Source organism: Enterobacter cloacae complex sp. 382A5 (genome assembly GCF_050031095.1).
In the GTDB taxonomy this organism is placed as follows: domain Bacteria; phylum Pseudomonadota; class Gammaproteobacteria; order Enterobacterales; family Enterobacteriaceae; genus Enterobacter; species Enterobacter cloacae.
Genome location: NZ_JBLGVK010000001.1, coordinates 4,349,468 through 4,375,365 on the forward strand (window position 1 = coordinate 4,349,468; position 25,898 = coordinate 4,375,365).

The 25,898-nt window shown below is 56.6% G+C and carries 23 protein-coding genes; 13 read left to right on the top strand and 10 right to left on the bottom strand.

Annotated features, from left to right (window positions below):
- Positions 1–198 precede the first annotated feature (198 nt).
- The 5 genes from hofQ to ACQG2G_RS20655 are packed head-to-tail and all read right to left on the bottom strand — an operon-like array spanning position 199 to position 3,457.
- Positions 199–1,434 (bottom strand): DNA uptake porin HofQ, encoded by a 1,236-nt coding sequence (gene hofQ, locus ACQG2G_RS20635; RefSeq protein ID WP_218656210.1) that lies wholly within the window; start codon positions 1,432–1,434, stop codon positions 199–201.
- Positions 1,349–1,741, bottom strand: a complete 393-nt coding sequence (locus ACQG2G_RS20640; RefSeq protein WP_061772609.1) for a HofP DNA utilization family protein — start codon at positions 1,739–1,741, stop codon at positions 1,349–1,351. The genes hofQ and ACQG2G_RS20640 overlap by 86 nt, the downstream gene beginning before the upstream one ends.
- The gene (locus tag ACQG2G_RS20645; RefSeq protein ID WP_061772608.1) at positions 1,731–2,192 is read right to left on the bottom strand and encodes a hypothetical protein; all 462 of its coding nucleotides are present in this window, start codon (positions 2,190–2,192) and stop codon (positions 1,731–1,733) included. The genes ACQG2G_RS20640 and ACQG2G_RS20645 overlap by 11 nt, the downstream gene beginning before the upstream one ends.
- Positions 2,193–2,195: 3 nt before the next feature.
- Positions 2,196–2,684, bottom strand: coding sequence for a PilN domain-containing protein (locus tag ACQG2G_RS20650; RefSeq protein ID WP_013099077.1), 489 nt, complete (start codon positions 2,682–2,684; stop codon positions 2,196–2,198).
- Positions 2,681–3,457, bottom strand: coding sequence for a hypothetical protein (locus ACQG2G_RS20655; protein WP_029882166.1), 777 nt, complete (start codon positions 3,455–3,457; stop codon positions 2,681–2,683). Before ACQG2G_RS20655 ends, ACQG2G_RS20650 begins: the two co-directional genes overlap by 4 nt.
- A 120-nt stretch (positions 3,458–3,577) precedes the next feature.
- Here ACQG2G_RS20655 and mrcA point away from each other — a divergent pair, with 120 nt between their 5' ends.
- Positions 3,578–6,130, top strand: a complete 2,553-nt coding sequence (gene mrcA / locus ACQG2G_RS20660; protein ID WP_061772607.1) for a peptidoglycan glycosyltransferase/peptidoglycan DD-transpeptidase MrcA — start codon at positions 3,578–3,580, stop codon at positions 6,128–6,130.
- A gap of 82 nt (positions 6,131–6,212) precedes the next feature.
- Here the strand turns inward: mrcA and nudE are convergent, their stop codons facing one another.
- A complete protein-coding gene (gene nudE, locus ACQG2G_RS20665; RefSeq protein WP_029882167.1) occupies positions 6,213–6,773 on the bottom strand; it encodes an ADP compounds hydrolase NudE in 561 nt (186 codons plus the stop codon).
- Positions 6,774–7,098: 325 nt separating this feature from the next.
- On the opposite strand from nudE, the gene ACQG2G_RS20670 reads away from it, so the two are divergent.
- The 4 genes from ACQG2G_RS20670 (at position 7,099) to hslO (ending at position 11,284) form a co-directional block, all read left to right on the top strand.
- Positions 7,099–9,237, top strand: coding sequence for an intracellular growth attenuator family protein (locus tag ACQG2G_RS20670; protein WP_013099081.1), 2,139 nt, complete (start codon positions 7,099–7,101; stop codon positions 9,235–9,237).
- Between the two features lie 62 nt (positions 9,238–9,299).
- A complete protein-coding gene (gene yrfG, locus ACQG2G_RS20675) occupies positions 9,300–9,983 on the top strand; it encodes a GMP/IMP nucleotidase (protein WP_013099082.1) in 684 nt (227 codons plus the stop codon).
- Positions 9,980–10,381: a ribosome-associated heat shock protein Hsp15 gene (hslR, locus tag ACQG2G_RS20680; RefSeq protein WP_013099083.1), complete on the top strand. Its 402-nt coding sequence runs from the start codon at positions 9,980–9,982 to the stop codon at positions 10,379–10,381. Before yrfG ends, hslR begins: the two co-directional genes overlap by 4 nt.
- A 24-nt stretch (positions 10,382–10,405) precedes the next feature.
- Positions 10,406–11,284, top strand: coding sequence for an Hsp33 family molecular chaperone HslO (gene hslO, locus ACQG2G_RS20685; protein ID WP_013099084.1), 879 nt, complete (start codon positions 10,406–10,408; stop codon positions 11,282–11,284).
- A gap of 34 nt (positions 11,285–11,318) precedes the next feature.
- On the opposite strand, the gene ACQG2G_RS20690 is transcribed toward hslO, so the two are convergent.
- Entirely contained in the window at positions 11,319–13,067 is a 1,749-nt protein-coding gene (locus ACQG2G_RS20690) for a DUF4153 domain-containing protein (RefSeq protein WP_061772606.1), read from the bottom strand.
- Positions 13,068–13,402: 335 nt separating this feature from the next.
- On the opposite strand from ACQG2G_RS20690, the gene pckA reads away from it, so the two are divergent.
- Positions 13,403–15,022 (top strand): phosphoenolpyruvate carboxykinase (ATP), encoded by a 1,620-nt coding sequence (gene pckA, locus ACQG2G_RS20695; protein ID WP_014833557.1) that lies wholly within the window; start codon positions 13,403–13,405, stop codon positions 15,020–15,022.
- 96 nt (positions 15,023–15,118) lie between these two features.
- Here the strand turns inward: pckA and envZ are convergent, their stop codons facing one another.
- Positions 15,119–16,465, bottom strand: coding sequence for a two-component system sensor histidine kinase EnvZ (envZ, locus tag ACQG2G_RS20700; protein ID WP_029882169.1), 1,347 nt, complete (start codon positions 16,463–16,465; stop codon positions 15,119–15,121).
- Positions 16,462–17,181 carry a two-component system response regulator OmpR gene (ompR, locus tag ACQG2G_RS20705; protein ID WP_006177890.1) on the bottom strand — a complete coding sequence of 240 codons (720 nt, stop codon included), beginning with the start codon at positions 17,179–17,181 and terminating at the stop codon, positions 16,462–16,464. Before ompR ends, envZ begins: the two co-directional genes overlap by 4 nt.
- Before the next feature lie 232 nt (positions 17,182–17,413).
- On the opposite strand from ompR, the gene greB reads away from it, so the two are divergent.
- From greB to feoC, 5 genes are all read left to right on the top strand, one after another.
- Positions 17,414–17,887 carry a transcription elongation factor GreB gene (gene greB / locus ACQG2G_RS20710; protein WP_013099090.1) on the top strand — a complete coding sequence of 158 codons (474 nt, stop codon included), beginning with the start codon at positions 17,414–17,416 and terminating at the stop codon, positions 17,885–17,887.
- Positions 17,888–17,973: 86 nt separating this feature from the next.
- Positions 17,974–20,304, top strand: coding sequence for a Tex family protein (locus ACQG2G_RS20715; RefSeq protein ID WP_062856735.1), 2,331 nt, complete (start codon positions 17,974–17,976; stop codon positions 20,302–20,304).
- A gap of 334 nt (positions 20,305–20,638) precedes the next feature.
- The gene (gene feoA, locus ACQG2G_RS20720) at positions 20,639–20,866 is read left to right on the top strand and encodes a ferrous iron transporter A (RefSeq protein WP_010436417.1); all 228 of its coding nucleotides are present in this window, start codon (positions 20,639–20,641) and stop codon (positions 20,864–20,866) included.
- A 30-nt stretch (positions 20,867–20,896) separates the two neighbouring features.
- Positions 20,897–23,215, top strand: a complete 2,319-nt coding sequence (feoB, locus tag ACQG2G_RS20725; protein WP_061771577.1) for a Fe(2+) transporter permease subunit FeoB — start codon at positions 20,897–20,899, stop codon at positions 23,213–23,215.
- 8 nt (positions 23,216–23,223) lie between these two features.
- Positions 23,224–23,463 (top strand): [Fe-S]-dependent transcriptional repressor FeoC, encoded by a 240-nt coding sequence (gene feoC, locus ACQG2G_RS20730; protein ID WP_061771576.1) that lies wholly within the window; start codon positions 23,224–23,226, stop codon positions 23,461–23,463.
- Here the strand turns inward: feoC and bioH are convergent.
- Positions 23,435–24,217: a pimeloyl-ACP methyl ester esterase BioH gene (gene bioH, locus ACQG2G_RS20735; protein WP_061771575.1), complete on the bottom strand. Its 783-nt coding sequence runs from the start codon at positions 24,215–24,217 to the stop codon at positions 23,435–23,437. The genes feoC and bioH overlap by 29 nt on opposite strands.
- Positions 24,218–24,252: 35 nt before the next feature.
- Here bioH and gntX point away from each other — a divergent pair, with 35 nt between their 5' ends.
- A complete protein-coding gene (gntX, locus tag ACQG2G_RS20740; RefSeq protein WP_061771574.1) occupies positions 24,253–24,936 on the top strand; it encodes a DNA utilization protein GntX in 684 nt (227 codons plus the stop codon).
- A gap of 61 nt (positions 24,937–24,997) precedes the next feature.
- Entirely contained in the window at positions 24,998–25,573 is a 576-nt protein-coding gene (nfuA, locus tag ACQG2G_RS20745; RefSeq protein ID WP_013099096.1) for a Fe-S biogenesis protein NfuA, read from the top strand.
- Positions 25,574–25,898 lie beyond the last annotated feature (325 nt).

Sequence of the window (25,898 nt, forward strand, 5' to 3'; positions counted from 1 at the left end):
GCAATAGAGCGAGAGTCAGACTAAAAATTATCTCAATACTCCGGCTTGTTTGGCAACTGATTAAATCACCGCACCAGACGCATAAGACAACAAGACGTCAGTCCAACTCAAATCGGTACTCCTTGTATGCTAATTCATGCCCCACGTCAAACATCTGCAACAAACTGAATGCAAAATCATTGCGGGGATCGTTACCCGTCAGTGAATAGCCACCAGACGTGGTGTTATAAACACCACTAACTCACGCCGTTCGTTGTCTTTACCGTCATGACGAAAAAGCTGCCCAAGCCAGGGGATTTTACCGAGCCCGGGTACGCTATCACTTCCGGTTTTATTCTTTTGCGAGAAAATACCGCCCAGCGCCAGCGTTTCTCCACTTTTTACCTCCACCTGAGTCTCTATTTCTTGTTTGTCGATAGCCAGCGTTTCGCCATCAGCCTGTTGCAACACCTGCCCCGGCATATTTTCACTGATATGTAATTTCAGGCGCACGCGCCCGCCCGGTAGCACCACTGGGGTGACCTCCATACCTAATACCGCCTCTTTGAACTCCACAGAGGTGGCCCCACTCTCCCCGCTGGAGACCTGGTATGGGATCTCACTGCCCTGTTTGATACTGGCTGGCTGCATGTGTGAGGCCAGCAGTCGTGGGCTGGCAATGATATCGACCTGCTGTTTTTGCTCCAGTGCTGACAGCTCCAGATCCAGCAGCCTGCCGTTAATACGCCCAATGTTAAACCCCACATGGCTGGTGGCGCTGGCCACGGACAAATCACTGCCAAGAGTTGTCATTTGCCCAACCTTGCCCACTTCAGTGGCCTCGGCAAGATTCCATTTAACCCCCAGCTCCCGCAGACTTTTTTCGTTGATGGTGACGATATGCGCCGCCAGTTCGACCTGCTCGACGGGAATATCCATCTGTGTTGCCCAGCGCTGTAGCGTCTCCAGTACGGCTTTATTATCCCTGACCAGCAGCCGGTTGGTGCGTTTATCAAGAGACAGACTGCCCTTCGGACTGAGCAGTTTTTCCGCTGCGTTTTGCAGCTCCCCGGCATCTGCGTATGAAAACGAAATGCTTTGCGAGAGCAGCGGAGCCTCAAGCTGCCTGCGGGCCCGGTCCTGTGCGTTACGCTCCTGCTGTTCGCGCTGCCAGGCCGCCGTATTGACATAGAAAATGCCACCCTCCTCGCGCAGAACCAGCCCTGCGCTGGCGATCACCGTCTGTAAGGCCTGTCGCCACGGAACATGCGTCAGACTGAGCGATAATGTGCCGCTTACGTCGGGTGACACCACCAGATTACGATTCTCCTGCGCCACCAGCGCCTGCAGGACCTGAACCACAGGAACGTCATCCACCACCAGCGTGACCGGCTTCGGTGCGGCGGCCAGCGGAGTGACGATCGTCAGTAACAGCAGCGTTATCCTTAAATTCATATTTTTTCGTTCCTTCTCGTTGCCATGTCCATTGCGCTGGCTCACAGGTTTCACCCACGTTTATGACGAGTTGCGTCTCATTCATTGCGCTGACCCGCCAGCCCGCCGGTAAACGTCCCTCTAAGCTCAGGCGATACCAGCGCTGTTTCCCGTCCTGCAACAGGCCAACCCCGCCGACCATGCCGCGATAGTGCCACTGCGTCAGCTCGCCAACGGCACAGGGATCGTCAGGCGGACGAAACGGATCGCGCATCCCGGTGAGTAACAGCACTGAGCAAACCAGCAGGTAGCGCAGGCTATTTCGCATGGTCTTGCTCCAGCTGCACTCGCAGACGTAACGCCGCGCCCTGAGGCGCAAGCGTAAAGGCGGCAATCCGGACATCTTGCTGCGCCAGCCGGGCGAAAACCGTCAGGATTGCTGGCCACTCGGCATCCAGCGCCAGCTCTCCACCGCCCGGAAGGGGGTTCCAGTGCACCAGCGTTGCGCCATCAGCCTGAAAATCCAGCGGGGAAAAGCGCACTACCGGGCGTGCGTCAGACTCAGGTGTTCGGCGCGGCGCGTTGCTGGCGACAGGCCAGAGCGTCGCATGGCGCTGTACGGCGTCGGCCATTTGCTTCTGAAGCGCAGCAAGCTGTGAATTAAGCGGCCTCAGGAACAGGCCCCATGCGGTTCCCCACAACAAGGCAACGCCCAGCCCACCGCACAGGAGCCGGTACCGGCGACGGCTCTCACACCAGCGTTCAAATATTCTGTTCACACGTTACCCCTGGCCTGTGAGCTGAAAAGTGAACATCCAGCGCCCGTGATTATCCTGCCGTATCTCCCCTGCTGACCCTGGGGTAAAACCCGCTATTTGTCGCAGAGCATCACCCATTGCCGACAGGGCGGGCAGTGCTGAGGCATAGCCGTTAATCATCAAAGAGGGCGGTTGGTAACGAAGCTCAGTGAACCATGCCTGCGCCGGAATGGCATCGGAGAGTGACGCCAGCACCGGGTGCCACGCCATACGCTGTGGCTGACGCGTGGGAGCGGGTGTGGCAAGAGGTAGACGAGAAGACAGCGCGCGCTGCACGGTCTGCATGCCCGCCAGTTCAGCCTGCAGGGCGTGCAGTTTCAGGTGGGCGTGCATGCTCAGACTGAAGACCGTTGCCAGCGTCAGAATACAGGTGGCCGCAGACAGCCCTCCCCAGAACCGCACGCGGCGCGCGCGTCGTTGCTGTCGCCACGGAAGAAGATTGGTCATGCTCATTCAGGCACCTCGCTCATGGCCAGCGCCAGCGCGACGGTATAATCGGCACCGCACTCCGGCAGCGGGGGCTGACAGCGAGAGACGAACTCCCACGGGTCGCGCTGGCTATCAAACAGCGCGATATCGTCCGGCGCGAGAGCCAGCAGTGCCGCCAGTTCAGCCACGCTTTTGGCCTCGGTAGCGAAGCGGCGCCCCCACTGGTGGCGCATTGCCCACAACCACTGATGTTCGTCTCGCCACGCGACACACTGCGCTGGTGCCACCGCAGGAAGAAAATTTGCCAGCGCGCTGGCATCCGGGGTAATCGTCACCAGCCGTAAATGCAGCGTTTTCGCGAGAGTCAGAAGTGTTTCAACCTCTTTGTTTTGCGCAGCGGTGACATGAAATGTGTTGCTGAACGTGTCCTGCGCGTAATCGAAGCACAGCGCATCAGGGGACATCTCCAGCTCACGCGAGAGCGCAGCCCCTAGCCAGGAGAGCTGTTCGCTGTCGCGCAGGGCGATAGCCGGGCGGGGCAACGATCTTTGCAGGGTACGCGCCGCCGGAAATGAGAGAAACACCCGGTGCTGATGCGGCAACGTACGCCGCCAGCCGCGTAATGCGTCAAGCAATTGTTCTGGCTGACAAATTTTCCCGTCGAGGATGATGCCTTCCGTCAGCGGTATCGCCCACCAGCGGCGCAGACACCAGCTGAGACGCTCACGAACCAGCGCGACAATCAGCACCCTATCTTGTTGAATATGAACGCCCGTTTGCCATGTTTTGAAAGCCATGCTTCACGATCTCCTTATCGCCCGTCGCCGTGACGGCTATATCAATGAATCAGGCTTGCCTTTATACTACCGCGCGATTGTTTAGAAACTGCCCAAGTGAAACCAGATGGGAAATCTCCGGTGAAGTTCGTAAAGTATTTATTAATCCTTGCAGTGTGTTGCATTCTGCTGGGAGCAGGCTCGATTTATGGTTTGTACAAATATATTGAGCCGCAGCTACCTGATGTCGCTACGCTTCGTGATGTGCGGCTCCAGATCCCAATGCAGGTCTACAGCGCCGACGGCGAGCTGATGGCGCAGTACGGCGAAAAACGCCGTATCCCGCTGACCTTAAACCAAATTCCCCCTGTGATGGTGAAGGCCTTCATCGCCACAGAGGACAGCCGTTTTTACGAGCACCACGGCGTTGACCCGGTGGGGATTTTCCGTGCCGCAAGCGTTGCGCTGTTCTCCGGGCATGCCTCTCAGGGGGCAAGTACCATTACGCAGCAGCTGGCGCGTAACTTCTTCCTCAGCCCTGAAAAGACGCTGATACGTAAGATAAAAGAGGTGTTCCTCGCGATCCGTATTGAGCAGTTGCTGAGTAAAGACGAAATCCTTGAGCTTTACCTCAACAAGATCTATCTCGGTTATCGCGCCTATGGCGTGGGTGCTGCTGCACAGGTGTACTTCGGCAAGCCCGTGGAGCAACTGACCTTAAGCGAAATGGCGACCATTGCCGGCCTGCCTAAAGCCCCGTCCACGTTTAACCCGCTCTACTCGCTCGATCGCGCCACCGCACGTCGCAATGTCGTTCTGTCACGTATGCTGAGCGAAGGCTACATCAGCCAGAGTGAATATGAGCAGGCACGCAACGATGTCATCGATGCCAACTACCATGCGCCTGAAATCGCCTTCTCTGCCCCGTATCTGACCGAAATGGTTCGCCAGGAAATGGTCAGCCGTTATGGGGATAAGGCCTATGAAGATGGTTATCGCGTATACACCACGGTTACCCGTAAAGGGCAGCAGGCGGCACAGGATGCGGTGAGAAATAACGTGATGGACTACGATATGCGTCACGGCTATCGCGGCCCGTCCAACGTGCTGTGGAAGGTGGGCGAAAGCGCCTGGGACAGTAAAAAAATCACCAGTACGCTGAAAGCGCTGCCTACCTACGGCCCGCTGCTGCCTGCGGTGGTGACGCAGGCCACGCCTCAGGAAGCCGTAGCAACGCTTGCGGATGGCACCTCAGCCTCCTTGCGTATGGACGGGATCCGCTGGGCGCGTCCGTACCGCTCTGACACCTTACAGGGACCAACGCCACGCAAAGTGACCGATGTCGTACAAACCGGACAACAAATCTGGGTGCGTCAGGTGGGCGATGCCTGGTGGCTGGCGCAGGTGCCAGACGTCAACTCCGCGCTGGTCTCCATTAACCCGCAAAACGGTGCCGTGCTGGCGCTGGTGGGTGGGTTTGATTTCAACCAGAGCAAATTCAACCGCGCGACGCAGGCGCTGCGTCAGGTCGGTTCGAATATCAAACCGTTCCTCTACACGGCGGCGATGGATAAAGGCTTAACGCTTGCCAGTATCCTCAATGACGTGCCGATCTCTCGCTGGGATGCCGGTGCCGGTTCCGACTGGCAGCCGAAGAACTCGCCGGCGGAATACGCAGGTCCTATTCGCCTTCGTCAGGGGCTGGGTCAGTCGAAAAACGTGGTGATGGTGCGTGCAATGCGTGCGATGGGCGTCGATTACGCGGCAGAGTATCTGCAACGTTTTGGCTTCCCGGCACAGAACATCGTGCGCACCGAATCGCTGGCGTTAGGCTCGGCATCGTTCACGCCGCTGCAGGTGGCGCGGGGGTATTCGGTCATGGCCAACGGCGGCTTCCTGATCGACCCGTACTTCATCAGTAAAATCGAAAACGATCAGGGCGGTGTGCTGTTCGAAGCGAAACCGAAAATTGCCTGTGCGGAGTGCGATATCCCGGTGATTTACGGCAATACGCCGAAGTCTGACGTACTTGAAAACAAGGACATGGAAGATGTCGCCGTGTCGCAGGAGCAGCCGAACGGCGTGGTGCCGCAGCCACAGCTGGAACAGGCAAACCAGGCGCTGGTGGCGCAGAGCGGTGCGCAGGAGTATGCCCCGCATGTGATCAACACCCCGCTGTCATTCCTGATCAAGAGCGCGTTGAATACCAACATCTTCGGTGAACCGGGCTGGCAGGGTACCGGCTGGCGTGCCGGGCGTGATTTACAGCGCCACGATATCGGCGGTAAAACCGGGACCACCAACAGCTCGAAAGATGCCTGGTTCTCCGGCTACGGTCCGGGCGTGGTGACTTCGGTCTGGATCGGCTTTGACGATCACCGCCGCGATTTAGGCCGCACCACGGCGTCTGGCGCGATCAAAGATCAGATTTCCGGCTACGAAGGTGGGGCCAAAAGTGCGCAACCAGCCTGGGATGCCTATATGAAATCCGTTCTTGAGGGCGTGCCGGAGCAGCCGCTGACGCCACCGCCGGGCGTGGTCACGGTCAATATCGACCGCAGCACCGGGCAGTTAGCCAACGGTGGCAATAGCCGTGAGGAGTATTTCATCGAAGGTACGCAGCCAACCACGCAGGCGGTACATGAGGTGGGTACAGAGATTATTGATAACGGCGAGACGCACGAGCTGTTCTGACAACAAAGCAAAACGGCAACCTCGGGTTGCCGTTTTTGTGTTTGCTCCCTCTCCCGTGGGAGAGGGTTGGGGCATCAGGCCACTACAGCCGCCCCTGCCCCTTCAGCCATTCCCGCACCAGGAACAGCGCGCTCACGTTACGCGCCTCATTGAAGTCAGGATCTTCCAGCAAATCCATCAGGTGCGCCAGTGGCCAGCGAACCTGGGGCAGCGGCTCCGGCTCGTCACCTTCCAGCGATTCAGGGTATAGATCTTCAGCCACCACAATGTTCATTTTGCTGGAAAAATAGGAGGGAGCCATGCTCAGTTTTTTCAGGAACGATAGCTCTTTCGCGCCAAACCCAACCTCTTCTTTCAGCTCGCGGTTTGCTGCTTCAAAGACCGTTTCACCGGGGTCAATAAGCCCTTTCGAGAAACCCAGTTCATAAGATTCCGTGCCCACTGCATACTCGCGGATCAAAATCAGATGGTCATCAACAATGGGGATGATCATCACCGCTTCACGCGATGAGGGGCGCATACGTTCATAAACGCGACGCACGCCGTTGCTGAACTCCAGGTCCACACTTTCGACATTAAACAGCCGGGATTTCGCGACAGTTTCAACACTCAGAATGGTGGGTTTTTGTAGTGGTTTGCTCATCTTGACGGGTCTTTGAAGTGTGAACTGACTTTATTGTGCGATACGCCGCACGGTTTCGGCAATGTCAATTGTTCTTTATTTACATTTGTGCAACCTGACAGGAATCAATCCTCAAATCAAAACAAATGTCAAGAGGTTGAAATGTTTCCAGGAATTTGCTGATATCGCGCCATGACAGGCTTTGCTATCATCATCGGTCACTGGGATGCGCTGCAGAATGCTCAAGTTCGACTCCATGCTTGCCGATAGCCAACCACAGACTCTCATTCATTGTTAAAGGTGCACTGACTACACCTGTAAGAAGATAAAGTAAGATGGGGAAAGCATGAGCACCATTTTGATCGTTCTCGCTGCTATGCTGGCCGGCGCTTTAGTTGCAGGGTGGGTATACAGGCGTCGCGTACAGCGGCGTTTCAGGCTGCCCTTTTTAACGGCCTTTGCCGGTGCCACAACGCGTAAACTCACGCAAGAAGAGCGCGATGCTGTTGAGAACTATCTCGAAACCCTCAACCGTTCCCAGTTAACGCCCGGGCCAACGGGGGCTACGGCTGCGCCTGTCACCCTCAATCTGAACGCACAAAGCGACACCGTGCTCTGCGTGACGCGCTCCATCACCCGTTATGGCATCACGACTGACGATCCCAATAAATGGCGTTACTACCTCGACTCCGTTGAAGTGCATCTGCCTCCCTCCTGGGAGCAGTACATTAATGACGAAAACAGCGTTGAGCTTATCCATACCGATTCGCTGCCGCTGGTCATCTCCCTGAACGGCCATACGCTGAATGAATACATTCATGAAGCACCGCGCTTTGCGCTGGAACGCGCGAGTTCAAAGCAGGCCTCCATTCGCGGTGAAGAGACCGAGCAAATTGAACTGCTGAACATTCGTCAGGAGACTCATGAAGAGCACGCCCTGAGTCGTCCGGATGGCATTCGCGAGGCGGTCCTGATTGTGGCCGCCTTCCTGCTCTTTTTCTTCTGTCTGCTGACGCCGGATGTGTTTGTCCCATGGCTCGCGGGCGGTGCGCTGCTGCTGTTGGCCGCCGGGCTGTGGGGGCTGTTTGCGCCTCCGGCCAAAACCTCTTTGCGTGAAATTCACTGCCTGCGCGGCACCCCTAAGCGCTGGGGCCTGTTCGGTGAGAACGATCAGGAACATATCAACAATATCTCCCTCGGGATTATTGACCTTATCTATCCGCGCCACTGGCAGCCATGGATTGCACAGGATTTGGGGCATAAAACCGATATTGATATCTACCTTGACCGCCATGTTGTGCGTCAGGGGCGCTTCCTCTCCCTGCATGATGAAGTGAAAAACTTCCCGCTTCAGCACTGGCTACGCAGTACAGTTATCGCCGGGGGCGCAGCGCTGGTCTTTGCTCTGTTGCTGCTGTTCGTGCCGTTGGATATGCCCATCAAATTCACCCTGTCGTGGATCAAAGGGGCACAAACCGTAGAAGCCACCAGCGTTAAGCAGCTGGATGACGCTGGCGTGCGGGTGGGTGATACGCTCCGTCTGAAGGGGACCGGGATGTGTAACATCCACACCCCAGGGGCCTGGAATACCCGTCAGAACTCGCCGTTCATGCCGTTCGACTGCTCGCAAATCGTCTGGAACGATGCGCCGCCGTTGCCGCTGCCGGAATCAGATGTCGTCAATAAAGCCACTGCGCTCACCCAGACGCTCAACCGCCAGCTGCACCCGAAAACCGATGATGATTCACGCGTCAGCCCTGCCCTGCGTTCTGCCATTCAGAAATCCGGAATGGTACTGCTGGATGACTTTGGCGAAATCGTATTGAAAACGCAGGATTTATGTTCAGCACAGGATGAGTGCGTTCGCCTTAAAAATGCGCTCGTGAACCTGGGTAACAGCAAAGACTGGGACTCGCTGGTGAAGCGCGCCGAAGCGGGTCGTCTGGACGGGGTGAACGTGCTGCTGCGCCCGGTGAGTGCCGAATCGCTGGATAACCTGGTGGCGACCTCTACCGCGCCGTTTGTGATGCGTGAAACCACCCGTGCGGCCCAGGCGCTGAATAGCCCGGCGCCTGGCGGTTTTGTGATTGTCAGCGATGAAGGCAGCGACCTGGTCGATCAGCCTTATCCGCAAATTGCCCTGTACGACTACCCGGCTCAGGAACAATGGGGGCAGTTCCAGCGTCTGGCGCAGATGCTGATGCAAACGCCGTTCAGTGCCGAAGGGATTGTGACCAGTATCTTTACCGATGCCAACGGTACGCGCCATATCGGCCTGCACCGGATGCCTGACAGCGCGGGTTTATGGCGTTATATCGGTACATCACTGCTGATGATCGCCATGCTGGTGTCTATTTTCTGGAACGGCATCATGGCCCTGCGCCGTTACCAGCGTTCGCGCACCCGGCTTGCTGAGATCCAGCAATACTACGAAAATTGCCTTAATCCTAAGCTGGTCCCCTCCTCTGAGAGCCTGATCGGATAACATCGCTGCGCGACAAGTTGTGCTACCCTGTCGCGCACGTTTCTTCTGGCTGGAGTTCCCCTATGCATCTTGATATCGCCTGGCAGGAGGTTGATACCGTCCTGCTGGATATGGACGGCACGCTGCTCGATCTCGCCTTCGATAATTACTTCTGGCAAAAGCTGGTCCCGGAGACCTATGGCGAACAGCAGGGTATCTCCCCGGCAGAAGCGCAGGAATTCATTCGTTCGCAATATAGCGCGGTGCAACATACGCTAAACTGGTACTGTCTGGACTACTGGAGCGAACGACTCGGTTTGGATATTTGTGCCATGACCACCGCCCAGGGCCCGCGCGCCGTACTGCGTGAGGACACCGTGCCCTTCCTGGATGCGCTGAAAGCAAGCGGCAAGCGCCGTATTTTGCTGACCAACGCCCATCCGCATAATCTGGCCGTGAAGCTGGAACATACGGGTCTTGCGTCACACCTTGATTTATTACTTTCCACCCACACATTTGGTTATCCGAAAGAGGATCAGCGGTTGTGGCATGCGGTGAAGGAAGAGACCGGTTTACAGCCGGAACGCACGCTGTTCATTGATGACAGCGAGCCCATTCTGGATTCCGCCGCGGCGTTTGGCATTCGCTACTGCCTGGGCGTGACCAATCCTGACTCCGGCCTGGCGGACAAAAGCTATCTGCGGCATCCGGGGCTGGGTGACTATCGTCAGATGATCCCCTCACTGACCGTGAAGGAGACGCCATGAAAGAAAAACCCTCAGATGGGGTAAGACTGGATAAATGGCTGTGGGCAGCCCGTTTTTATAAAACGCGCGCCCTTGCCCGCGAGATGATTGACGGTGGAAAGGTGCATTACAACGGCCAGCGTAGCAAGCCGAGTAAGCTGGTTGAACTGAATGCCACCTTAACGCTGCGTCAGGGCAACGATGAACGAACGGTGGTGATTAAAGCCATTACCGAACAACGACGGCCCGCATCTGAAGCCGTACAGCTTTATGAAGAGACGGCTGAGAGCATTGAAAAGCGCGAGAAGACCGCGCTGGCGCGCAAAATGAATGCGCTGACCATGCCCCACCCGGACCGGCGACCGGATAAAAAAGAGCGCCGCGATCTGATGAAATTTAAACACGGTGAGACCGAGTAACCCTCACCTGCACGAGAGACTATTATGGCCCAACACGACCAATTACACCGCTATCTGTTTGAACAATTCGCCGTGCGTGGCGAGCTGGTCACCGTATCCGAAACCTGGAAACAGATTCTGGAAAACCACAACTACCCGCTACCGGTGAAAACCCTGTTGGGCGAACTGCTGGTTGCCACCAGCCTGCTGACCGCCACGCTGAAGTTTGCCGGTGATATCACCGTGCAGCTGCAGGGTGATGGCCCGATGTCGCTGGCCGTGATCAACGGTAACAATCAGCAGCAGATGCGCGGCGTCGCGCGCGTTCAGGGCGACGTTCCTGAAAATGCCGACCTGAAAACGCTGGTGGGGAATGGCTACCTGGTGATCACCATTTCCCCGGAAGAAGGTGAACGCTATCAGGGCGTGGTCGGTCTGGAAGGTGATACCCTGGCCGCCTGTCTGGAAGATTACTTCATGCGTTCAGAACAGCTGCCAACTCGCCTGTTCATCCGTACCGGTGAAGTAGACGGGCAACCCGCTGCAGGCGGTATGCTGCTGCAGGTTCTGCCTGCACAGGATGCACAGACCAATGATTTTGAGCACCTGGCGACGCTGACCGAAACCATCAAGGCGGAAGAGCTGTTCAACCTGTCGGCGACCGATGTGCTGTGGCGCCTGTATCATGAAGAAGAGGTGACGGTTTACGATCCACAAGCCGTGGAGTTTAAGTGTACCTGTTCACGTGAACGCTGCGCTGGCGCACTGAAAACCCTGCCGGATGAAGAGATCGACAGCATTATGGCTGAAGACGGTGAAATCGATATGCACTGTGACTACTGCGGTACGCACTATGTGTTCAACTCGATGGATATCGCTGAGATCCGCAACAACGCCTCTCCGGCGGATCCGCAGGTTCACTGATCATAAAGCAACGGCTCCACAAGGAGCCGTTTTGTTAACGCACCAGTGCATTATCGTAGTTTATCTCTACGCGTTCACCGAAGATCTCAATATCTGCCCACGGCTTCACAACGGGTTTCACCTTCCCCTGCTGCACTGCGCGTTCCAGCTCTTCCCGTGATAAACCATCAGGCATTTTCCAGGTATCGCCTGCCAGCTTCCAGCCGGTACCGGTTTGCGTGTACACCACAATCGTGCGGTCGCTAAACTGATAAATCACCGCTTCAGGCTTGCCGTCGCCGTTCAGATCCAGTGACATCAGTAAACAGGTTTTCCGCTCGCGGCTGCAGGAATCAAATCGGTACTGGTTATTCAGCATCGCCTGCCATAACCCCTTGTCGGGGCGAGACGTACCCGGTGCGAGTGTGAACTGCTTCTCAAGCATCCCGGCTGTCATCTTCCCTGCTCCGTCCCGGTTTCCGCTGAGAAGGCCGTACAGCTCACGCTGGCGCTTTGGCTCAGCCATAAACTGCCGATCGTATTGCAGCGTCTGCATGGCTTCGCGTCCCTTACGCCCGCTGTTGCTGAGCATATACAGGCTGACCTGATCCGCGTTGATGCGCCCGTCATGATAACGGGACATGTGGCTTTCAACGCTGATACGCCACGGATCAAGCACCGGCGTATGAATCAGGATCAGGAGAATAAGCGCAAGTGACCCCGTTAGCGGGATAACGGACGCCTGCAGCTTTTGTGCCTGGCGGCGACAGAAGACAACGCTTATGCAAAATCCTACCGCCCAGACCAGCGCTACCAGCGTAATGAGCACGCCATACAGACGCTCCGGCGACCAGCCATATTGCGAAATGCGCAGCCATAACGCCCACCCTGCTAACACCGGATAGGCGGGAACGATAGCGATGGCGAGACGAACCATCCCGTTGAGAAGCGCATAGTAAGGTAGCGTCTGACGCTGCGGATGCCAGACAATCGTCACCAGAAAAAGGAGCAGTAGCGCTAAGGCGGTCAGCAGGCCCGCCGCGGATATCCGTGCTGAAATGGCCTCAAAGCCCATCACGGGCAATGCGCCAATAAACAGCAGGGCAAAGGCCGCCATCAGAGGCAACAGGCCGGTGGCGATCAGGGTAAGCAGGTTTTGTAATGCGCGCATCAAGCGCACCTGCATACGCGCCAGCACGGCGACACTGGCAGAAACCACGCCAATCGCCACTGAAATAAACCAGTCAGACTGGAAGAAAAGGCGATCAAAAAACTGAATGCCAATGAGTTTGAAGAGTTCAGCCCAGAGGAAAAGCACCAGCCAGAAGAGGCCGTTGGAGATAAAAATAGTGAGTATAGTCAGCGCGTTGTGCCAGTGCTTATCGTAAAAATCACTGTAGAACGAGGCCGTCGTCGCAGGCGACAGACGCCTTTGCAGCCATGGCAACATCAATAGCATCATCAACAGAAGATGAAAGCCCCAGACGAGCACGGCCTCTTTAATTTCCCAGTGTCCAAGCCCGGATACGCTCCACTTAAGCCAGGCGCCCATACCGGCGACAACAGCGCCAACGATCGCGAGCGCCAGCCAGAGTAACGGTTTTCTGAATGACGTCACGGAAAGCGCGACAGTGGCGGTCATCGCCACCGTTGCAGGCATCACGCACAAAGACCACACCGTATCGGATGGTAATTTCGCATACGCGATGTACTCGCTGATCCCGTAGCAAATCAGCCCCTGTAAAGCGCCTACCAGCACGATGGCCAGGCGCGTTGAAGGGGATAACGTTTCACTGTTTTCCATCTCTCATCCCTTTTCCAGAAAAGCGTATTGTTTCATCAATCCGCGGACGACATGAATCGTTTTCATACTGTAACCCTTACGTAATTTTCTTACGTGTATGCGATTACATTCACATTCTTTCCGATAAAATCACCAGCCATTAACCTTTTCGGAACATTTTCCCCAACAAAAAAGCGATTCCTGCGATAATCCGCCTGCCCTGTGACTGGAGTCGCAGCGTTTTCCGTTAGTAAGGGTTTTGACCAGATACGTAAATCTATGAGCCCCGTCGCGGTTAACAACCTCAGAAAAACCCTACAATTTCAGGCAGTACATATTGGCTAAGGAGCAGTGATATGCGTGTTACTGGTTTAACCCCGCAAGATCTCAAGGCTTATGGTATTCACGACGTCCAGGAAATCGTCTACAACCCCGATTACGATACGCTGTATCAGGAAGAGCTCAATCCAGCACTGGAAGGATACGAGCGAGGTGTGTTGACTAACCTTGGTGCTATCGCCGTCGATACCGGTATCTTTACCGGTCGTTCGCCGAAAGATAAGTATATCGTCCGAGACGAAACCACCCGCGACACGCTGTGGTGGGCTGACAAGGGCAAAGGGAAGAACGATAACAAACCGCTCTCCCCGGAAACCTGGCAGCATCTGAAAGGGCTCGTCACCCAACAACTTTCCGGCAAGCGTCTGTTCATTGTCGACGCTTTCTGCGGCGCTAACGCCGACACCCGTCTTTCCGTGCGTTTTATCACCGAAGTGGCCTGGCAGGCACATTTCGTGAAAAACATGTTTATTCGTCCAACCGACGAAGAGCTACAGACGTTCAAACCCGATTTCATCGTGATGAACGGTGCCAAATGCACCAACCCACAGTGGCAAGAGCAGGGCCTGAACTCCGAGAACTTTATCGCCTTTAACCTGACCGAGCGTATCCAGCTGATTGGCGGTACCTGGTACGGCGGCGAGATGAAGAAAGGCATGTTCTCGGTCATGAACTATCTGCTGCCGCTGCGCGGTATCGCCTCTATGCACTGCTCAGCGAACGTCGGTGAAAAAGGGGATGTGGCGGTGTTCTTCGGCCTGTCCGGCACCGGTAAAACCACCCTGTCTACCGATCCAAAACGTCGGCTGATTGGGGATGACGAGCACGGCTGGGATGACGACGGCGTGTTTAACTTCGAAGGCGGTTGCTACGCGAAGACCATTCGTCTGTCTGAAGAAGCTGAGCCGGATATCTTCCATGCCATCCGCCGCGATGCGCTGCTGGAAAACGTCACCGTACGTGCCGACGGCTCTATCGACTTCGACGACGCATCCAAAACCGAAAACACCCGCGTTTCCTACCCGATCTACCACATCGACAACATTGTGAAACCGGTGTCGAAAGCAGGTCATGCGACGAAGGTGATTTTCCTGACGGCGGATGCGTTCGGCGTGCTGCCGCCGGTTTCCCGCCTGACCGCCAGCCAGACGCAGTATCATTTCCTCTCCGGTTTTACCGCCAAACTGGCGGGCACCGAGCGGGGCGTGACGGAGCCAACCCCAACGTTCTCCGCCTGCTTCGGCGCGGCCTTCCTGTCGCTGCACCCGACGCAGTACGCAGAAGTGCTGGTAAAACGCATGCAGGCCTCCGGGGCGCAGGCGTACCTGGTTAACACCGGCTGGAACGGTACCGGCAAGCGTATCTCCATCAAAGATACCCGCGCCATTATCGACGCCATTCTGGATGGTTCTCTGGATAACGCTGAAACCTTCACCCTGCCGATGTTTGATCTGGCTATTCCAACGGCGCTGCCAGGCGTGGATACGCATATCCTTGACCCGCGTAACACCTACGGATCCCCGGAACAGTGGCGTGAGAAAGCGGAAACGCTGGCGAAGCTGTTTATTGAGAACTTCGAGAAGTATACCGATACCCCGGCGGGTGAAGCGCTGGTGAGTGCGGGACCGAAGCTGTAGTTAAAAGCAAAAAGGCAACGAAAGTTGCCTTTTTTAATGGTTTCTCCCTCTCCCCGTGGGAGAGGGCCGGGGTGAGGGCATCAGGCCGCACCCCGATTACCCCTCTTTCACCTGCCCCCGCGTCACCGGCACCGGCAACCAGGCGCGAATGCTCAACCCACCCCGCTCGCTGGTACCAATCTCCAGCAACCCGTTATGGTTATCAACAATACGCTGCACAATCGCCAGGCCTAAACCGGTTCCGCTGGTACTGCGCGCGCTGTCGCCGCGCACAAACGGCTGGAACAGATGCTTACGCTGCTCGGGCTTGATACCCGGACCGTCATCTTCCACCTGGAACCAGGCGCGGTTGAGTTCCGATCCGCTGCTGACTTTAATCCAGCCATTACCGTAGCGGGCCGCATTCACCACCATGTTTGCCACCGCGCGCTTGATGGAGAGCGGGTGCATACGAACCTGAATTTCACCGGCCTGAAGGTCGGTATCAATCTCACGCTCGTAGCCGCTTTCAGCCGCCACCACTTCGCCCAGCACCGCGTTCAGGTCAGCCATCTCCATCGGCATCTCCTGCCCGGTACGCAGGTAGTCAATAAACTGCTCAATGATGGCGTTACACTCTTCGATATCCTTGTTGATGGACTCGGCGAGATAACCGTCCTCTTCGCCCATCATCTCCGTCGCCAGTCGGATACGCGTGAGTGGCGTACGCAGATCATGGCTGACGCCCGCCATCAGCAGCGTACGGTCATCCGCCAGCTGTTTGACGCCAGCCGCCATATGATTAAACGCGCGCGTCACCGAACGCACCTCCGATGCGCCATATTCACGCAGCGGCGGCGGAATAATCCCTTTACCGACCTGGAGCGCAGCGTGTTCCAGGTCGACCAGCGGTCGGTTCTGTATACGGATAAACAGCCACGCGCCGCCTATCGCTAACAGCATGATGGCAAGGGTGTAGCGGAACAGCGGCGAGAAGTCGCCCTGGTGGATTTCGGTCAGCGGAACGCGCACCCAGATATTGGGCGACAGCCAGGTTTTCAGCCAGACGACCGGCGAGCTTTTGTTGACCTCAACACGCACCTCCGTCGGGCCCCCCAACTGCTGCGCCATCTGCTGGCTGAGGAATTCATAGTGCTGCGCCCAGCGCAGACCCGCGTCTTCCGCCGCTTCATTCGAGTAGAGCGAAATGCCCAGTTCACGGTAGATTTCACGGCGAAACGCCGGAGGAACCACTAACTGCGTGCCGTCCTCCAGCTGCAGTTTATCGGTCATCAGCATACGTACTTCGTACGCCAGGACCTTATTAAACTGCTGAAGGCTCGGCAGGATCGCAAAGTTCAGCACCACCAGGTAGGTTGTCACCAGGCTGACAAACAGCAAGGTGACAATCAAAAGCAGGGTACGGGCAAACGAGCTTCGCGGTGAGAAGCGCATTCGCCTCATGCTTTAGCGCCGTCCGGGACGAACACGTAGCCCAGACCCCACACGGTCTGAATATAACGAGGATGCGCCGGATCTTCTTCCACCATGCGGCGCAGACGAGAGATCTGCACGTCGATGGAACGTTCCATTGCCGAGTATTCACGGCCGCGCGCCAGGTTCATCAGCTTGTCACGGGAGAGCGGCTCACGCGGGTGGCTGACCAGCGCTTTCAGTACCGCGAACTCACCGCTGGTGAGCGGCATTGGCTCGTCTTCACGGAACATCTCACGCGTACCGAGGTTCAGCTTGAACTTCCCGAACGCAATCACCGCTTCTTCCTGCGACGGTGCGCCTGGCAGTTCGTTCGCCTGACGGCGCAGCACGGCACGAATACGCGCCAGCAGTTCACGCGGGTTAAACGGTTTAGGAATGTAGTCGTCAGCGCCAATTTCGAGGCCCACGATACGGTCGACCTCTTCCCCTTTCGCCGTCACCATAATGATTGGCATGGGGTTGCTCTGGCTGCGCAGACGGCGGCAGATAGAGAGCCCGTCTTCGCCCGGCAGCATCAGGTCGAGGACCATCAGATGGAAGGATTCACGGGTCAGCAGGCGGTCCATCTGCTCAGCGTTCGCGACGCTACGAACCTGGAAGCCCTGCTCGGTCAGATAACGTTCCAGCAGCGCACGCAGGCGCATGTCGTCATCCACGACCAGAATTTTGTAGTTCTCTTGCATTGTGTGTACTCCCAAAGGTTCGGATAGTCTAATAACAGCGTATTCTAAAAAAGTGCACGGGTTCGACCAGCGAATTCTGGTATAAATTCTAGTCGAAATTGTTACAAAGCATATTTAACAGCAGCTTATCTGCACAATTCATCACATAAATGATTATTAACGCTGTCTGATAGACTACGTGATACGTAATGTGCGCAATGTTTGCAATGAAGTCGAGTCTGAAGGTCACAGTATGAAAACGCCCCTGATCACCCGCGAAGGGTACGAAAAACTCAAAAAAGAGATGGATTACCTGTGGCGCGAAGAGCGTCCGGAAGTGACCAAAAAAGTCACCTGGGCGGCAAGCCTGGGCGACCGCAGCGAAAATGCTGACTACCAGTACAACAAAAAGCGGCTGCGTGAGATCGACCGTCGGGTACGCTATCTGACCAAATGTCTCGAGAATCTTAAAATTGTCGATTATTCACCGCAGCAGGAGGGCAAAGTCTTCTTCGGCGCGTGGGTTGAGATCGAGAATGATGATGGCAATACCCTGCGCTTTCGCATTGTCGGGTACGACGAAATTTTTGGCCGTAAGGATTACATCTCCATCGACTCGCCGATGGCCCGCGCACTGCTGAAAAAGGAGGTGGGTGATTTAGCCGTCGTCCAGACGCCTGCCGGAGAAGCGAGCTGGTACGTCAATGAGATCACCTACGTAAAATAGTCCGAGAACGCCCTCCACGGCTGGCATTTTACCGTGTCAGCCCGTATAACTATCCCCTGATTTTTGACCCACAAGATGATAAAGCCATGATGAAAGATTCGCTCTGCCGCATTATTGCGGGTGAACTTCAGGCCAGAGCCGAACAGGTAGAAGCTGCCGTTCGCCTGCTTGATGAAGGGAACACCGTGCCGTTTATTGCACGTTATCGTAAGGAAGTCACCGGCGGTCTGGATGACACGCAGCTGCGTAACCTGGAGACCCGTCTGGGCTACCTCCGTGAACTGGAAGACCGCCGTCAGGCAATCCTCAAATCCATCGGCGAACAGGGCAAACTGACCAGCGATCTGGAAAAGGCCATTAACGGCACCCTGAGCAAAACTGAACTCGAAGACCTTTATCTGCCCTACAAACCGAAGCGCCGTACGCGCGGGCAGATTGCAATTGAAGCAGGTCTGGAGCCGCTGGCCGAGCTGCTGTGGAACGAACCGTCACACGACCCGGAAACCGAAGCGGCCAAATTTATCGACGCTGACAAGGGCGTGGCAGACACCAAAGCGGCCCTTGATGGCGCACGCTACATTCTGATGGAGCGCTTCTCCGAGGATGCCGCCCTGCTCTCCCGTGTGCGTGATTATCTGTGGAAGAACGCCCACATCGTCTCTACCGTGGTGGCAGGCAAAGAAGAGGAAGGCGCGAAATTCCGCGACTACTTCGATCACCACGAACCGATTTCAACCGTGCCTTCTCACCGTGCGCTGGCCATGTTCCGCGGCCGTAATGAAGGCGTGCTGCAGCTCTCTCTCAACGCCGACCCGCAGTTTGATGAGCCGCCAAAAGAGAGCCACTGCGAGCAGATCATCACCGATCACCTCGGCCTGCGCCTGAATAACGCCCCGGCAGACAGCTGGCGTAAAGGCGTGGTGAGCTGGACGTGGCGCATTAAGGTGCTGATGCACCTCGAAACCGAACTGATGGGCACCGTGCGCGAGCGTGCGGAAGACGAAGCAATCAACGTCTTTGCCCGTAACCTGCATGATCTGCTGATGGCCGCACCTGCTGGCCTGCGTGCGACCATGGGTCTCGATCCGGGTCTGCGTACCGGCGTAAAAGTGGCGGTGGTTGACGGTACCGGCAAGCTGGTGGCAACCGACACCATTTACCCGCATACCGGTCAGGCGGCGAAGGCCGCTGTAGTGGTGGCCGCGCTGTGCGAGAAATATAACGTTGAGCTGGTGGCTATCGGCAACGGTACGGCCTCCCGCGAAACCGAACGTTTCTACCTCGACGTGCAGAAACAGTTCCCGAAAGTGACGGCGCAGAAAGTGATCGTCAGCGAGGCCGGGGCGTCCGTCTATTCTGCATCAGAGCTGGCGGCCCAGGAGTTCCCGGACCTGGACGTCTCCCTGCGCGGTGCGGTCTCTATCGCCCGTCGTCTGCAGGATCCGCTGGCGGAACTGGTGAAGATCGACCCGAAATCCATCGGTGTGGGCCAGTATCAGCACGACGTGAGCCAGACGCAGCTGGCGCGTAAGCTGGATGCAGTAGTGGAAGATTGCGTAAACGCCGTGGGCGTGGACCTGAACACCGCCTCCGTTCCTCTGCTGACCCGCGTGGCAGGCTTAACCCGCATGATGGCGCAGAACATCGTTGCCTGGCGTGATGAGAACGGCCAGTTCCAGAACCGCCAGCAGTTGCTGAAGGTAAGCCGTCTGGGGCCGAAAGCGTTTGAGCAGTGTGCGGGCTTCCTGCGCATCAACCACGGCGATAACCCGCTGGATGCCTCAACCGTTCACCCGGAAGCCTACCCGGTGGTTGAGCGCATTCTGGCAGCGACTCAGCAGGCACTCAAAGACCTGATGGGCGACAGCAACGCGCTGCGCAACCTGAAAGCGGTCGATTTCACCGACGAGCAGTTCGGCGTGCCGACCGTGACCGACATCATCAAAGAGCTGGAAAAACCGGGCCGCGATCCGCGTCCTGAGTTCAAAACCGCGACCTTTGCCGACGGCATCGAGACCATGAACGACCTGCTGCCGGGCATGGTGCTGGAAGGCGCCGTCACCAACGTCACTAACTTTGGCGCTTTTGTCGATATCGGCGTGCATCAGGATGGTCTGGTGCATATCTCATCGCTCGCCGATAAGTTCGTTGAAGATCCACATACGGTGGTCAAAGCGGGCGATATCGTGAAGGTGAAAGTGCTGGAAGTGGACCTGCAGCGCAAGCGAATCGCCCTGACCATGCGTCTGGACGAGCAGCCAGGTGAAACCAACGCGCGCCGCGGCAGTAACGGCGGTGGCCGTGAGCAGCAACGCCCTGCCGCTAAAGGCGCGAAGCCGCGCGGGCGTGATGCCCAGCCAGCGGGTAACAGCGCAATGATGGATGCGCTGGCGGCCGCGATGGGTAAGAAACGCTAAGGTTGTAAATGCCCCTCACCCTACCCCTCTCCCCAAAGGGGAGAGGGAATTTGAACACCCTTTCCCTTGGGGAGAGGGCCGGGGTGAGGGGACAAATTATATCGCAAGAGATGAAACCGATTGCATATCCATATTTAAACCACCATTTATCACTCCGTTAACAAATACATTTATTATTCCCTGCCCCGTAATTCAGCAAATATTGAGCAAGGTCAAACAGGCCGTAAATTAATACGCTTAACAACATTCCGTCACAGTTTTCATATTGCTGATAAAAACTATTCTCATTATCATCCCATAGTAGATAATTTAACCTTTCGTGGAATCAGGCATTATGCAATTCACTCCAGACAGTGCATGGAAAATTACCGGTTTTACCCGCGAAATTAGCCCGGCCTATCGGCAAAAGCTGCTGTCGCTGGGCATGCTCCCCGGCTCGTCATTCCAGGTAGTGCGCGTGGCCCCGTTAGGTGATCCCGTTCATATCGAAACCCGGCGCGTGAATCTGGTACTGCGTAAAAAAGACCTCGCATTAATTGAAGTCGAAGCCTTATCCCAATAACAAGCCAGCGGTTTCAGTGAGTCGAAAACAATGAAAAAATTAACTATTGGCTTAATTGGCAATCCTAATTCCGGCAAGACAACGTTATTTAACCAGCTCACCGGTGCACGCCAGCGTGTGGGTAACTGGGCGGGCGTAACGGTTGAACGTAAAGAAGGCCAGTTCACCACGACAGACAATCAGGTCACCCTGGTGGATCTGCCCGGCACCTACTCCTTAACCACCATTTCGTCACAAACCTCGCTCGATGAGCAGATTGCCTGTCACTATATTCTGAGTGGCGATGCGGACCTGTTAATCAACGTGGTCGATGCATCTAACCTGGAGCGTAACCTCTATCTGACGCTGCAGTTGCTTGAGCTGGGGATCCCCTGCATTGTGGCGCTCAACATGCTCGACATCGCAGAGAAACAAAAGCTGCGTATCGACGTCGACGCCCTCTCCGCGCGTCTGGGCTGCCCGGTAGTGCCGCTGGTTTCTACCCGTGCCCGCGGAATTGACGCACTGAAGCTGGCCATTGACCGCCACGCGGGCAACGCCGACGTTGAGCTGGTGCACTATGCGCAACCGCTTCTGCGCGAAGCCGGTCTGCTGGCGCAGGAGATGGACAACAGCATGCCCGCCAGACAGCGCCTGTGGCTCGGCCTGCAGATGCTGGAAGGCGATATCTACAGCCGCGCCTATGCGGGCCATGCCGCAGACAAACTGGACGTGGCGCTGGCGCGTCTGAGCGATGAGCTCGATGACCCGGCCCTGCACATCGCCGACGCGCGCTATCAGGCTATCGCCGCCATTTGCGACGTGGTCAGTAATGCCCTGACGGCCGAGCCAAGCCGCTTTACGGCCGCCGTGGACAAGATTGTGCTTAACCGCTTCCTCGGTTTGCCGATCTTTTTACTGGTCATGTACCTGATGTTCCTCCTCGCCATTAACATCGGTGGCGCGCTACAGCCTATTTTCGATGCTGGTTCTGTGGCGATATTTGTCCACGGTATTCAGTGGCTGGGCTACACCCTGCACTTCCCGGAATGGCTGACCATTTTCCTCGCCCAGGGGATCGGTGGTGGTATCAACACCGTTCTGCCGCTGGTACCGCAAATCGGCATGATGTATCTGTTCCTCTCGTTCCTTGAGGACTCCGGTTACATGGCGCGTGCGGCTTTCGTGATGGATCGTCTGATGCAGGCCCTGGGTCTGCCGGGTAAATCCTTCGTCCCGCTGATTATCGGCTTCGGCTGTAACGTGCCGTCGGTAATGGGTGCGCGCACGCTTGATGCCCCCCGCGAACGTCTGATGACCATCATGATGGCGCCATTTATGTCCTGCGGGGCGCGACTGGCTATCTTTGCGGTCTTTGCCGCGGCCTTCTTTGGTCAGGAAGGGGCGCTGGCGGTCTTCTCGCTGTATGTGCTGGGCATCGTGATGGCAATCCTGACCGGACTCATGCTTAAACACACCATCATGCGCGGGGAAGCGTCGCCGTTTGTGATGGAACTGCCGGTGTATCACGTGCCGCATCTGAAAAGCCTGGCGATCCAGACCTGGCAGCGCCTGAAAGGTTTTGTGCTGCGCGCCGGTAAAGTGATTGTTATCGTCAGCATCTTCCTGAGCGCGCTGAACAGTTTCACCCTGAGCGGGCAGGCGGCGGATAACATCAACGACTCCGCCCTCGCCTCCGTCAGCCGTGTCATTACCCCGATGTTTAAACCGATTGGCGTGCATGAAGACAACTGGCAGGCGACCGTTGGCCTGTTCACCGGCGCGATGGCAAAAGAGGTGGTGGTCGGCACCCTGAACACGCTTTACACCGCTGAGAATATCCAGGAAGAAGAGTTTAACCCGGCGGCGTTCCACCTCGGTGATGAACTGCTCGGCGCGGTGGAAGAGACCTGGCAGAGCCTGAAAGACACCTTCAGCCTGAGCGTACTGGCGAACCCGATTGAAGCCAGCAAAGGCGACGGCGAAATGGCCACCGGTGCCATGGGCGTGATGAGCGAGAAATTTGGCAGCGCGTCAGCGGCCTACAGCTACCTCATCTTTGTCCTGCTCTATATTCCGTGCATCTCGGTGATGGGGGCGATAGCCCGTGAGTCCAGCCGCGGCTGGATGGGGTTCTCCATCCTGTGGGGCTTAAACATCGCCTACTCGCTGGCGACGCTCTTTTACCAGACCGTTAACTTCAGCCAGCATCCGCGCTACAGCCTGGTCTGCATCCTGGCGGTTGTGCTGTTTAACGTGCTCGTTCTCGGTCTGCTACGCCGGGCACGCAGCCGCGTCGATATCAACCTGCTGGCAAACCGTAAAACCGCCGCGACCTGCTGCAACAGCCCGGCGGGCGACTGTCACTAGGGGGAGCCATGGCATCGTTGATTCAGGTTCGTGATTTACTGGCGTTGCAGGGGCGTATGGAGGCAAGACAGCTGAGCCTCAGCCTGCATACGCCGCAGCCGATGATCGATGCCATGCTGGAAAGACTGGAAGCGATGGGTAAAGCCATACGTATTCAGGAAGAGCCGGACGGTTGTCTGTCCGGCAGTTGTAAACATTGCCCGGAAGGGAAAGCCTGTCTCAGGGAGTGGTGGGCACTTCGTGACTGAAGGCGATCAACGCTGAACAAAACTCGTCAGGATGCGAGATAAACGGCGCATGAGCCGCTTTGGCGATTGTCAGCGATTGACTCTCTGGCCACAGTTCATCCAGCAGTGGCACCACTTTGCGTGGAACCAGCCCATCCAGATAACCATAAATGCGCAGGTGCGGCACCGCCAGCGCGGTCATCGGCTCACGCAGGTCGACCGTTTTCAGTAATTCGAGTCCCCCGTTCAGTACCTCCACATCCGGCATCGGCAGCGACAGCACTGTCTGCTTCAGCAGACGAGCATCCTTACGGGCGCTCTCTGTCCCCATCGTCTGCAGGGCCAGGAAGCGTTCTACCGTTCGCTGGTAATCTTCGCTCAACTGCCGCTGGAAGTTGCTCAGTACGTCCGGCTTAATACCCGGCCACTCCTCCTGCGCACTGAAGTTCGGCGACGAGGCCACCGTTACCAGCGCCTGCACGCGTTCAGGGTTTGTTAATGCAACTTCACTTGCCACCAGCCCGCCCAGACTCCAGCCGAGCCAGATGGCCTGTTGCGGTGCGGCGGCCAGAACCTGCTGCGCCATTTCGTCAAGCGACATCGCCCCATAGCCCCGGCTGCGGCCAAAACCGGGTAAATCCACCAGATGCAGCGTGAAATGCGAGGCAAGTTCCTCATTTACGCAATGCCATACTTCCGCATTCAATCCCCATCCGTGCAGCAGCACAAGATGGCGATTTCCCGTCCCTACGGTCTGCCACCACAGCGTCTTCATCAGTTACTGTTCTCTTTTTTACATGGAGGTTGTCTATGCTAACAGTGCCCGGCTTGTGCTGGCTATGTCGAATGCCACTTGCGCTGAGCGCGTGGGGAGTCTGTTCCGTCTGCACGCGTTCGCTGGCAAGCAGCCTCACGACCTGCCCGCAGTGCGGTTTACCGGCGTACAGTCCACAGTTTCCCTGCGGTCGCTGCCTGAAAAAGCCACCACCGTGGAGCGCCCTGGTGGCGGTCGATGATTACGTTCCACCGTTAAGCAGGCTTATCCACGCGCTGAAGTTTTCCGGCCAGATTGCGCTGGCTCGCCCTCTCGCCCGCCTGTTATTGCTGGCGGTGTTGCAGGCACGGCGCACGCGCGCGCTGCCGAAAGTGGATATGGTGCTGAATGTGCCCTTATACCGGCGCCGTCACTGGCGACGCGGCTACAACCAGAGCGACCTGCTCTGTCGCCCGCTCGCCCGGTGGCTCGGCTGTCAGTACCCAGCCGCTGCGCTGACGCGCCGCCATGCCACCGCCATTCAGCATCAGCTGAGCGCCCGGCTTCGCAAAAGGAACCTCAAAAACGCCTTTCGCCTTGAATTCGCCGTCAAAGGGCTCCATATCGCGATTGTGGATGATGTCGTCACCACAGGCAGTACCGTTGCTGAACTTTCCCGACTGCTTTTGCAAAGCGGCGCCGCGTCGGTTCAGGTATGGTGTCTGTGCCGTACCTTGTAGCCCTTCTCCAATGGGCGTATGATTATACCCAGGTAATTTAGTCAACTATTAGGCCAAAGCTATGATCCGTATTTCCGATTCTGCACAAGCGCACTTTGCCAAACTGCTGGCAAATCAGGAAGAAGGGACGCAGATCCGCGTGTTTGTGATCAATCCAGGCACTCCGAATGCAGAATGTGGTGTCTCCTATTGTCCGCCAGACGCGGTGGAAGCAACTGACACTGCCCTTAAATTTGACCAGCTCACGGCATATGTTGATGAGCTGAGCGCGCCGTATCTTGAAGATGCGGAGATCGACTTCGTCACCGACCAGCTGGGCTCGCAGCTGACGCTGAAAGCGCCAAACGCCAAAATGCGTAAAGTATCTGACGATGCCCCGCTGATGGAGCGCGTAGAGTATTTGCTGCAATCCCAGATCAACCCGCAGCTGGCCGGTCACGGTGGTCGCGTTTCCCTGATGGAAATCACCGACGAAGGCTACGCAATTCTGCAGTTTGGCGGCGGCTGTAACGGTTGCTCCATGGTCGATGTGACCCTGAAAGAAGGGATCGAGAAGCAGCTGCTGAACGAGTTCCCGGAACTGAAAGGCGTGCGTGACCTGACCGAACACCAGCGCGGCGAGCACTCTTACTACTGATTCATTGCCCGTCTGTATTGCCCGGTGGCGCTGCGCTTACCGGGCCTACAAAAATAGTGCGGTCTGATGCCCTCGCCCCGCCCCTCTCCCACGGGAGAGGGTGAAAACATTAAAAACGGTAACCTTGCGGTTACCGTTTTGCGTTTACCTCCATATGTTGACCTGCGTCTCATAATTTAAATTTTGCCCTCCAGGGTGATTCTCAATCACGTCATGTTACCCGTATCATTCTCATGGGCACTAAACACACTCATAACAGCCGACTAAACTAAATAGTTTCCAAGGTATCAGTATTAGTGCCGTTAACCACTCTGTTCCCAGTTGG

Excerpts from the sequence above, each read along its gene's own strand:
- ACQG2G_RS20655 (WP_029882166.1), bottom strand. The coding sequence starts at position 3,457 with ATGGCTTTCAAAACATGGCAAACGGGCGTTCATATTCAACAAGATAGG.
- envZ (WP_029882169.1), bottom strand. The coding sequence starts at position 16,465 with ATGAGGCGAATGCGCTTCTCACCGCGAAGCTCGTTTGCCCGTACCCTG.
- ACQG2G_RS20715 (WP_062856735.1), top strand. The coding sequence starts at position 17,974 with ATGATGAAAGATTCGCTCTGCCGCATTATTGCGGGTGAACTTCAGGCC.
- feoC (WP_061771576.1), top strand. The coding sequence starts at position 23,224 with ATGGCATCGTTGATTCAGGTTCGTGATTTACTGGCGTTGCAGGGGCGT.
- bioH (WP_061771575.1), bottom strand. The coding sequence starts at position 24,217 with ATGAAGACGCTGTGGTGGCAGACCGTAGGGACGGGAAATCGCCATCTT.
- ACQG2G_RS20670 (WP_013099081.1), top strand. The coding sequence starts at position 7,099 with ATGAGCACCATTTTGATCGTTCTCGCTGCTATGCTGGCCGGCGCTTTA.
- yrfG (WP_013099082.1), top strand. The coding sequence starts at position 9,300 with ATGCATCTTGATATCGCCTGGCAGGAGGTTGATACCGTCCTGCTGGAT.
- hslO (WP_013099084.1), top strand. The coding sequence starts at position 10,406 with ATGGCCCAACACGACCAATTACACCGCTATCTGTTTGAACAATTCGCC.
- nfuA (WP_013099096.1), top strand. The coding sequence starts at position 24,998 with ATGATCCGTATTTCCGATTCTGCACAAGCGCACTTTGCCAAACTGCTG.
- feoA (WP_010436417.1), top strand. The coding sequence starts at position 20,639 with ATGCAATTCACTCCAGACAGTGCATGGAAAATTACCGGTTTTACCCGC.
- greB (WP_013099090.1), top strand. The coding sequence starts at position 17,414 with ATGAAAACGCCCCTGATCACCCGCGAAGGGTACGAAAAACTCAAAAAA.
- ACQG2G_RS20640 (WP_061772609.1), bottom strand. The coding sequence starts at position 1,741 with ATGCGAAATAGCCTGCGCTACCTGCTGGTTTGCTCAGTGCTGTTACTC.
- ompR (WP_006177890.1), bottom strand. The coding sequence starts at position 17,181 with ATGCAAGAGAACTACAAAATTCTGGTCGTGGATGACGACATGCGCCTG.
- hofQ (WP_218656210.1), bottom strand. The coding sequence starts at position 1,434 with ATGAATTTAAGGATAACGCTGCTGTTACTGACGATCGTCACTCCGCTG.
- ACQG2G_RS20690 (WP_061772606.1), bottom strand. The coding sequence starts at position 13,067 with ATGGAAAACAGTGAAACGTTATCCCCTTCAACGCGCCTGGCCATCGTG.
- gntX (WP_061771574.1), top strand. The coding sequence starts at position 24,253 with ATGCTAACAGTGCCCGGCTTGTGCTGGCTATGTCGAATGCCACTTGCG.
- nudE (WP_029882167.1), bottom strand. The coding sequence starts at position 6,773 with ATGAGCAAACCACTACAAAAACCCACCATTCTGAGTGTTGAAACTGTC.
- ACQG2G_RS20650 (WP_013099077.1), bottom strand. The coding sequence starts at position 2,684 with ATGAGCATGACCAATCTTCTTCCGTGGCGACAGCAACGACGCGCGCGC.
- hslR (WP_013099083.1), top strand. The coding sequence starts at position 9,980 with ATGAAAGAAAAACCCTCAGATGGGGTAAGACTGGATAAATGGCTGTGG.
- pckA (WP_014833557.1), top strand. The coding sequence starts at position 13,403 with ATGCGTGTTACTGGTTTAACCCCGCAAGATCTCAAGGCTTATGGTATT.
- feoB (WP_061771577.1), top strand. The coding sequence starts at position 20,897 with ATGAAAAAATTAACTATTGGCTTAATTGGCAATCCTAATTCCGGCAAG.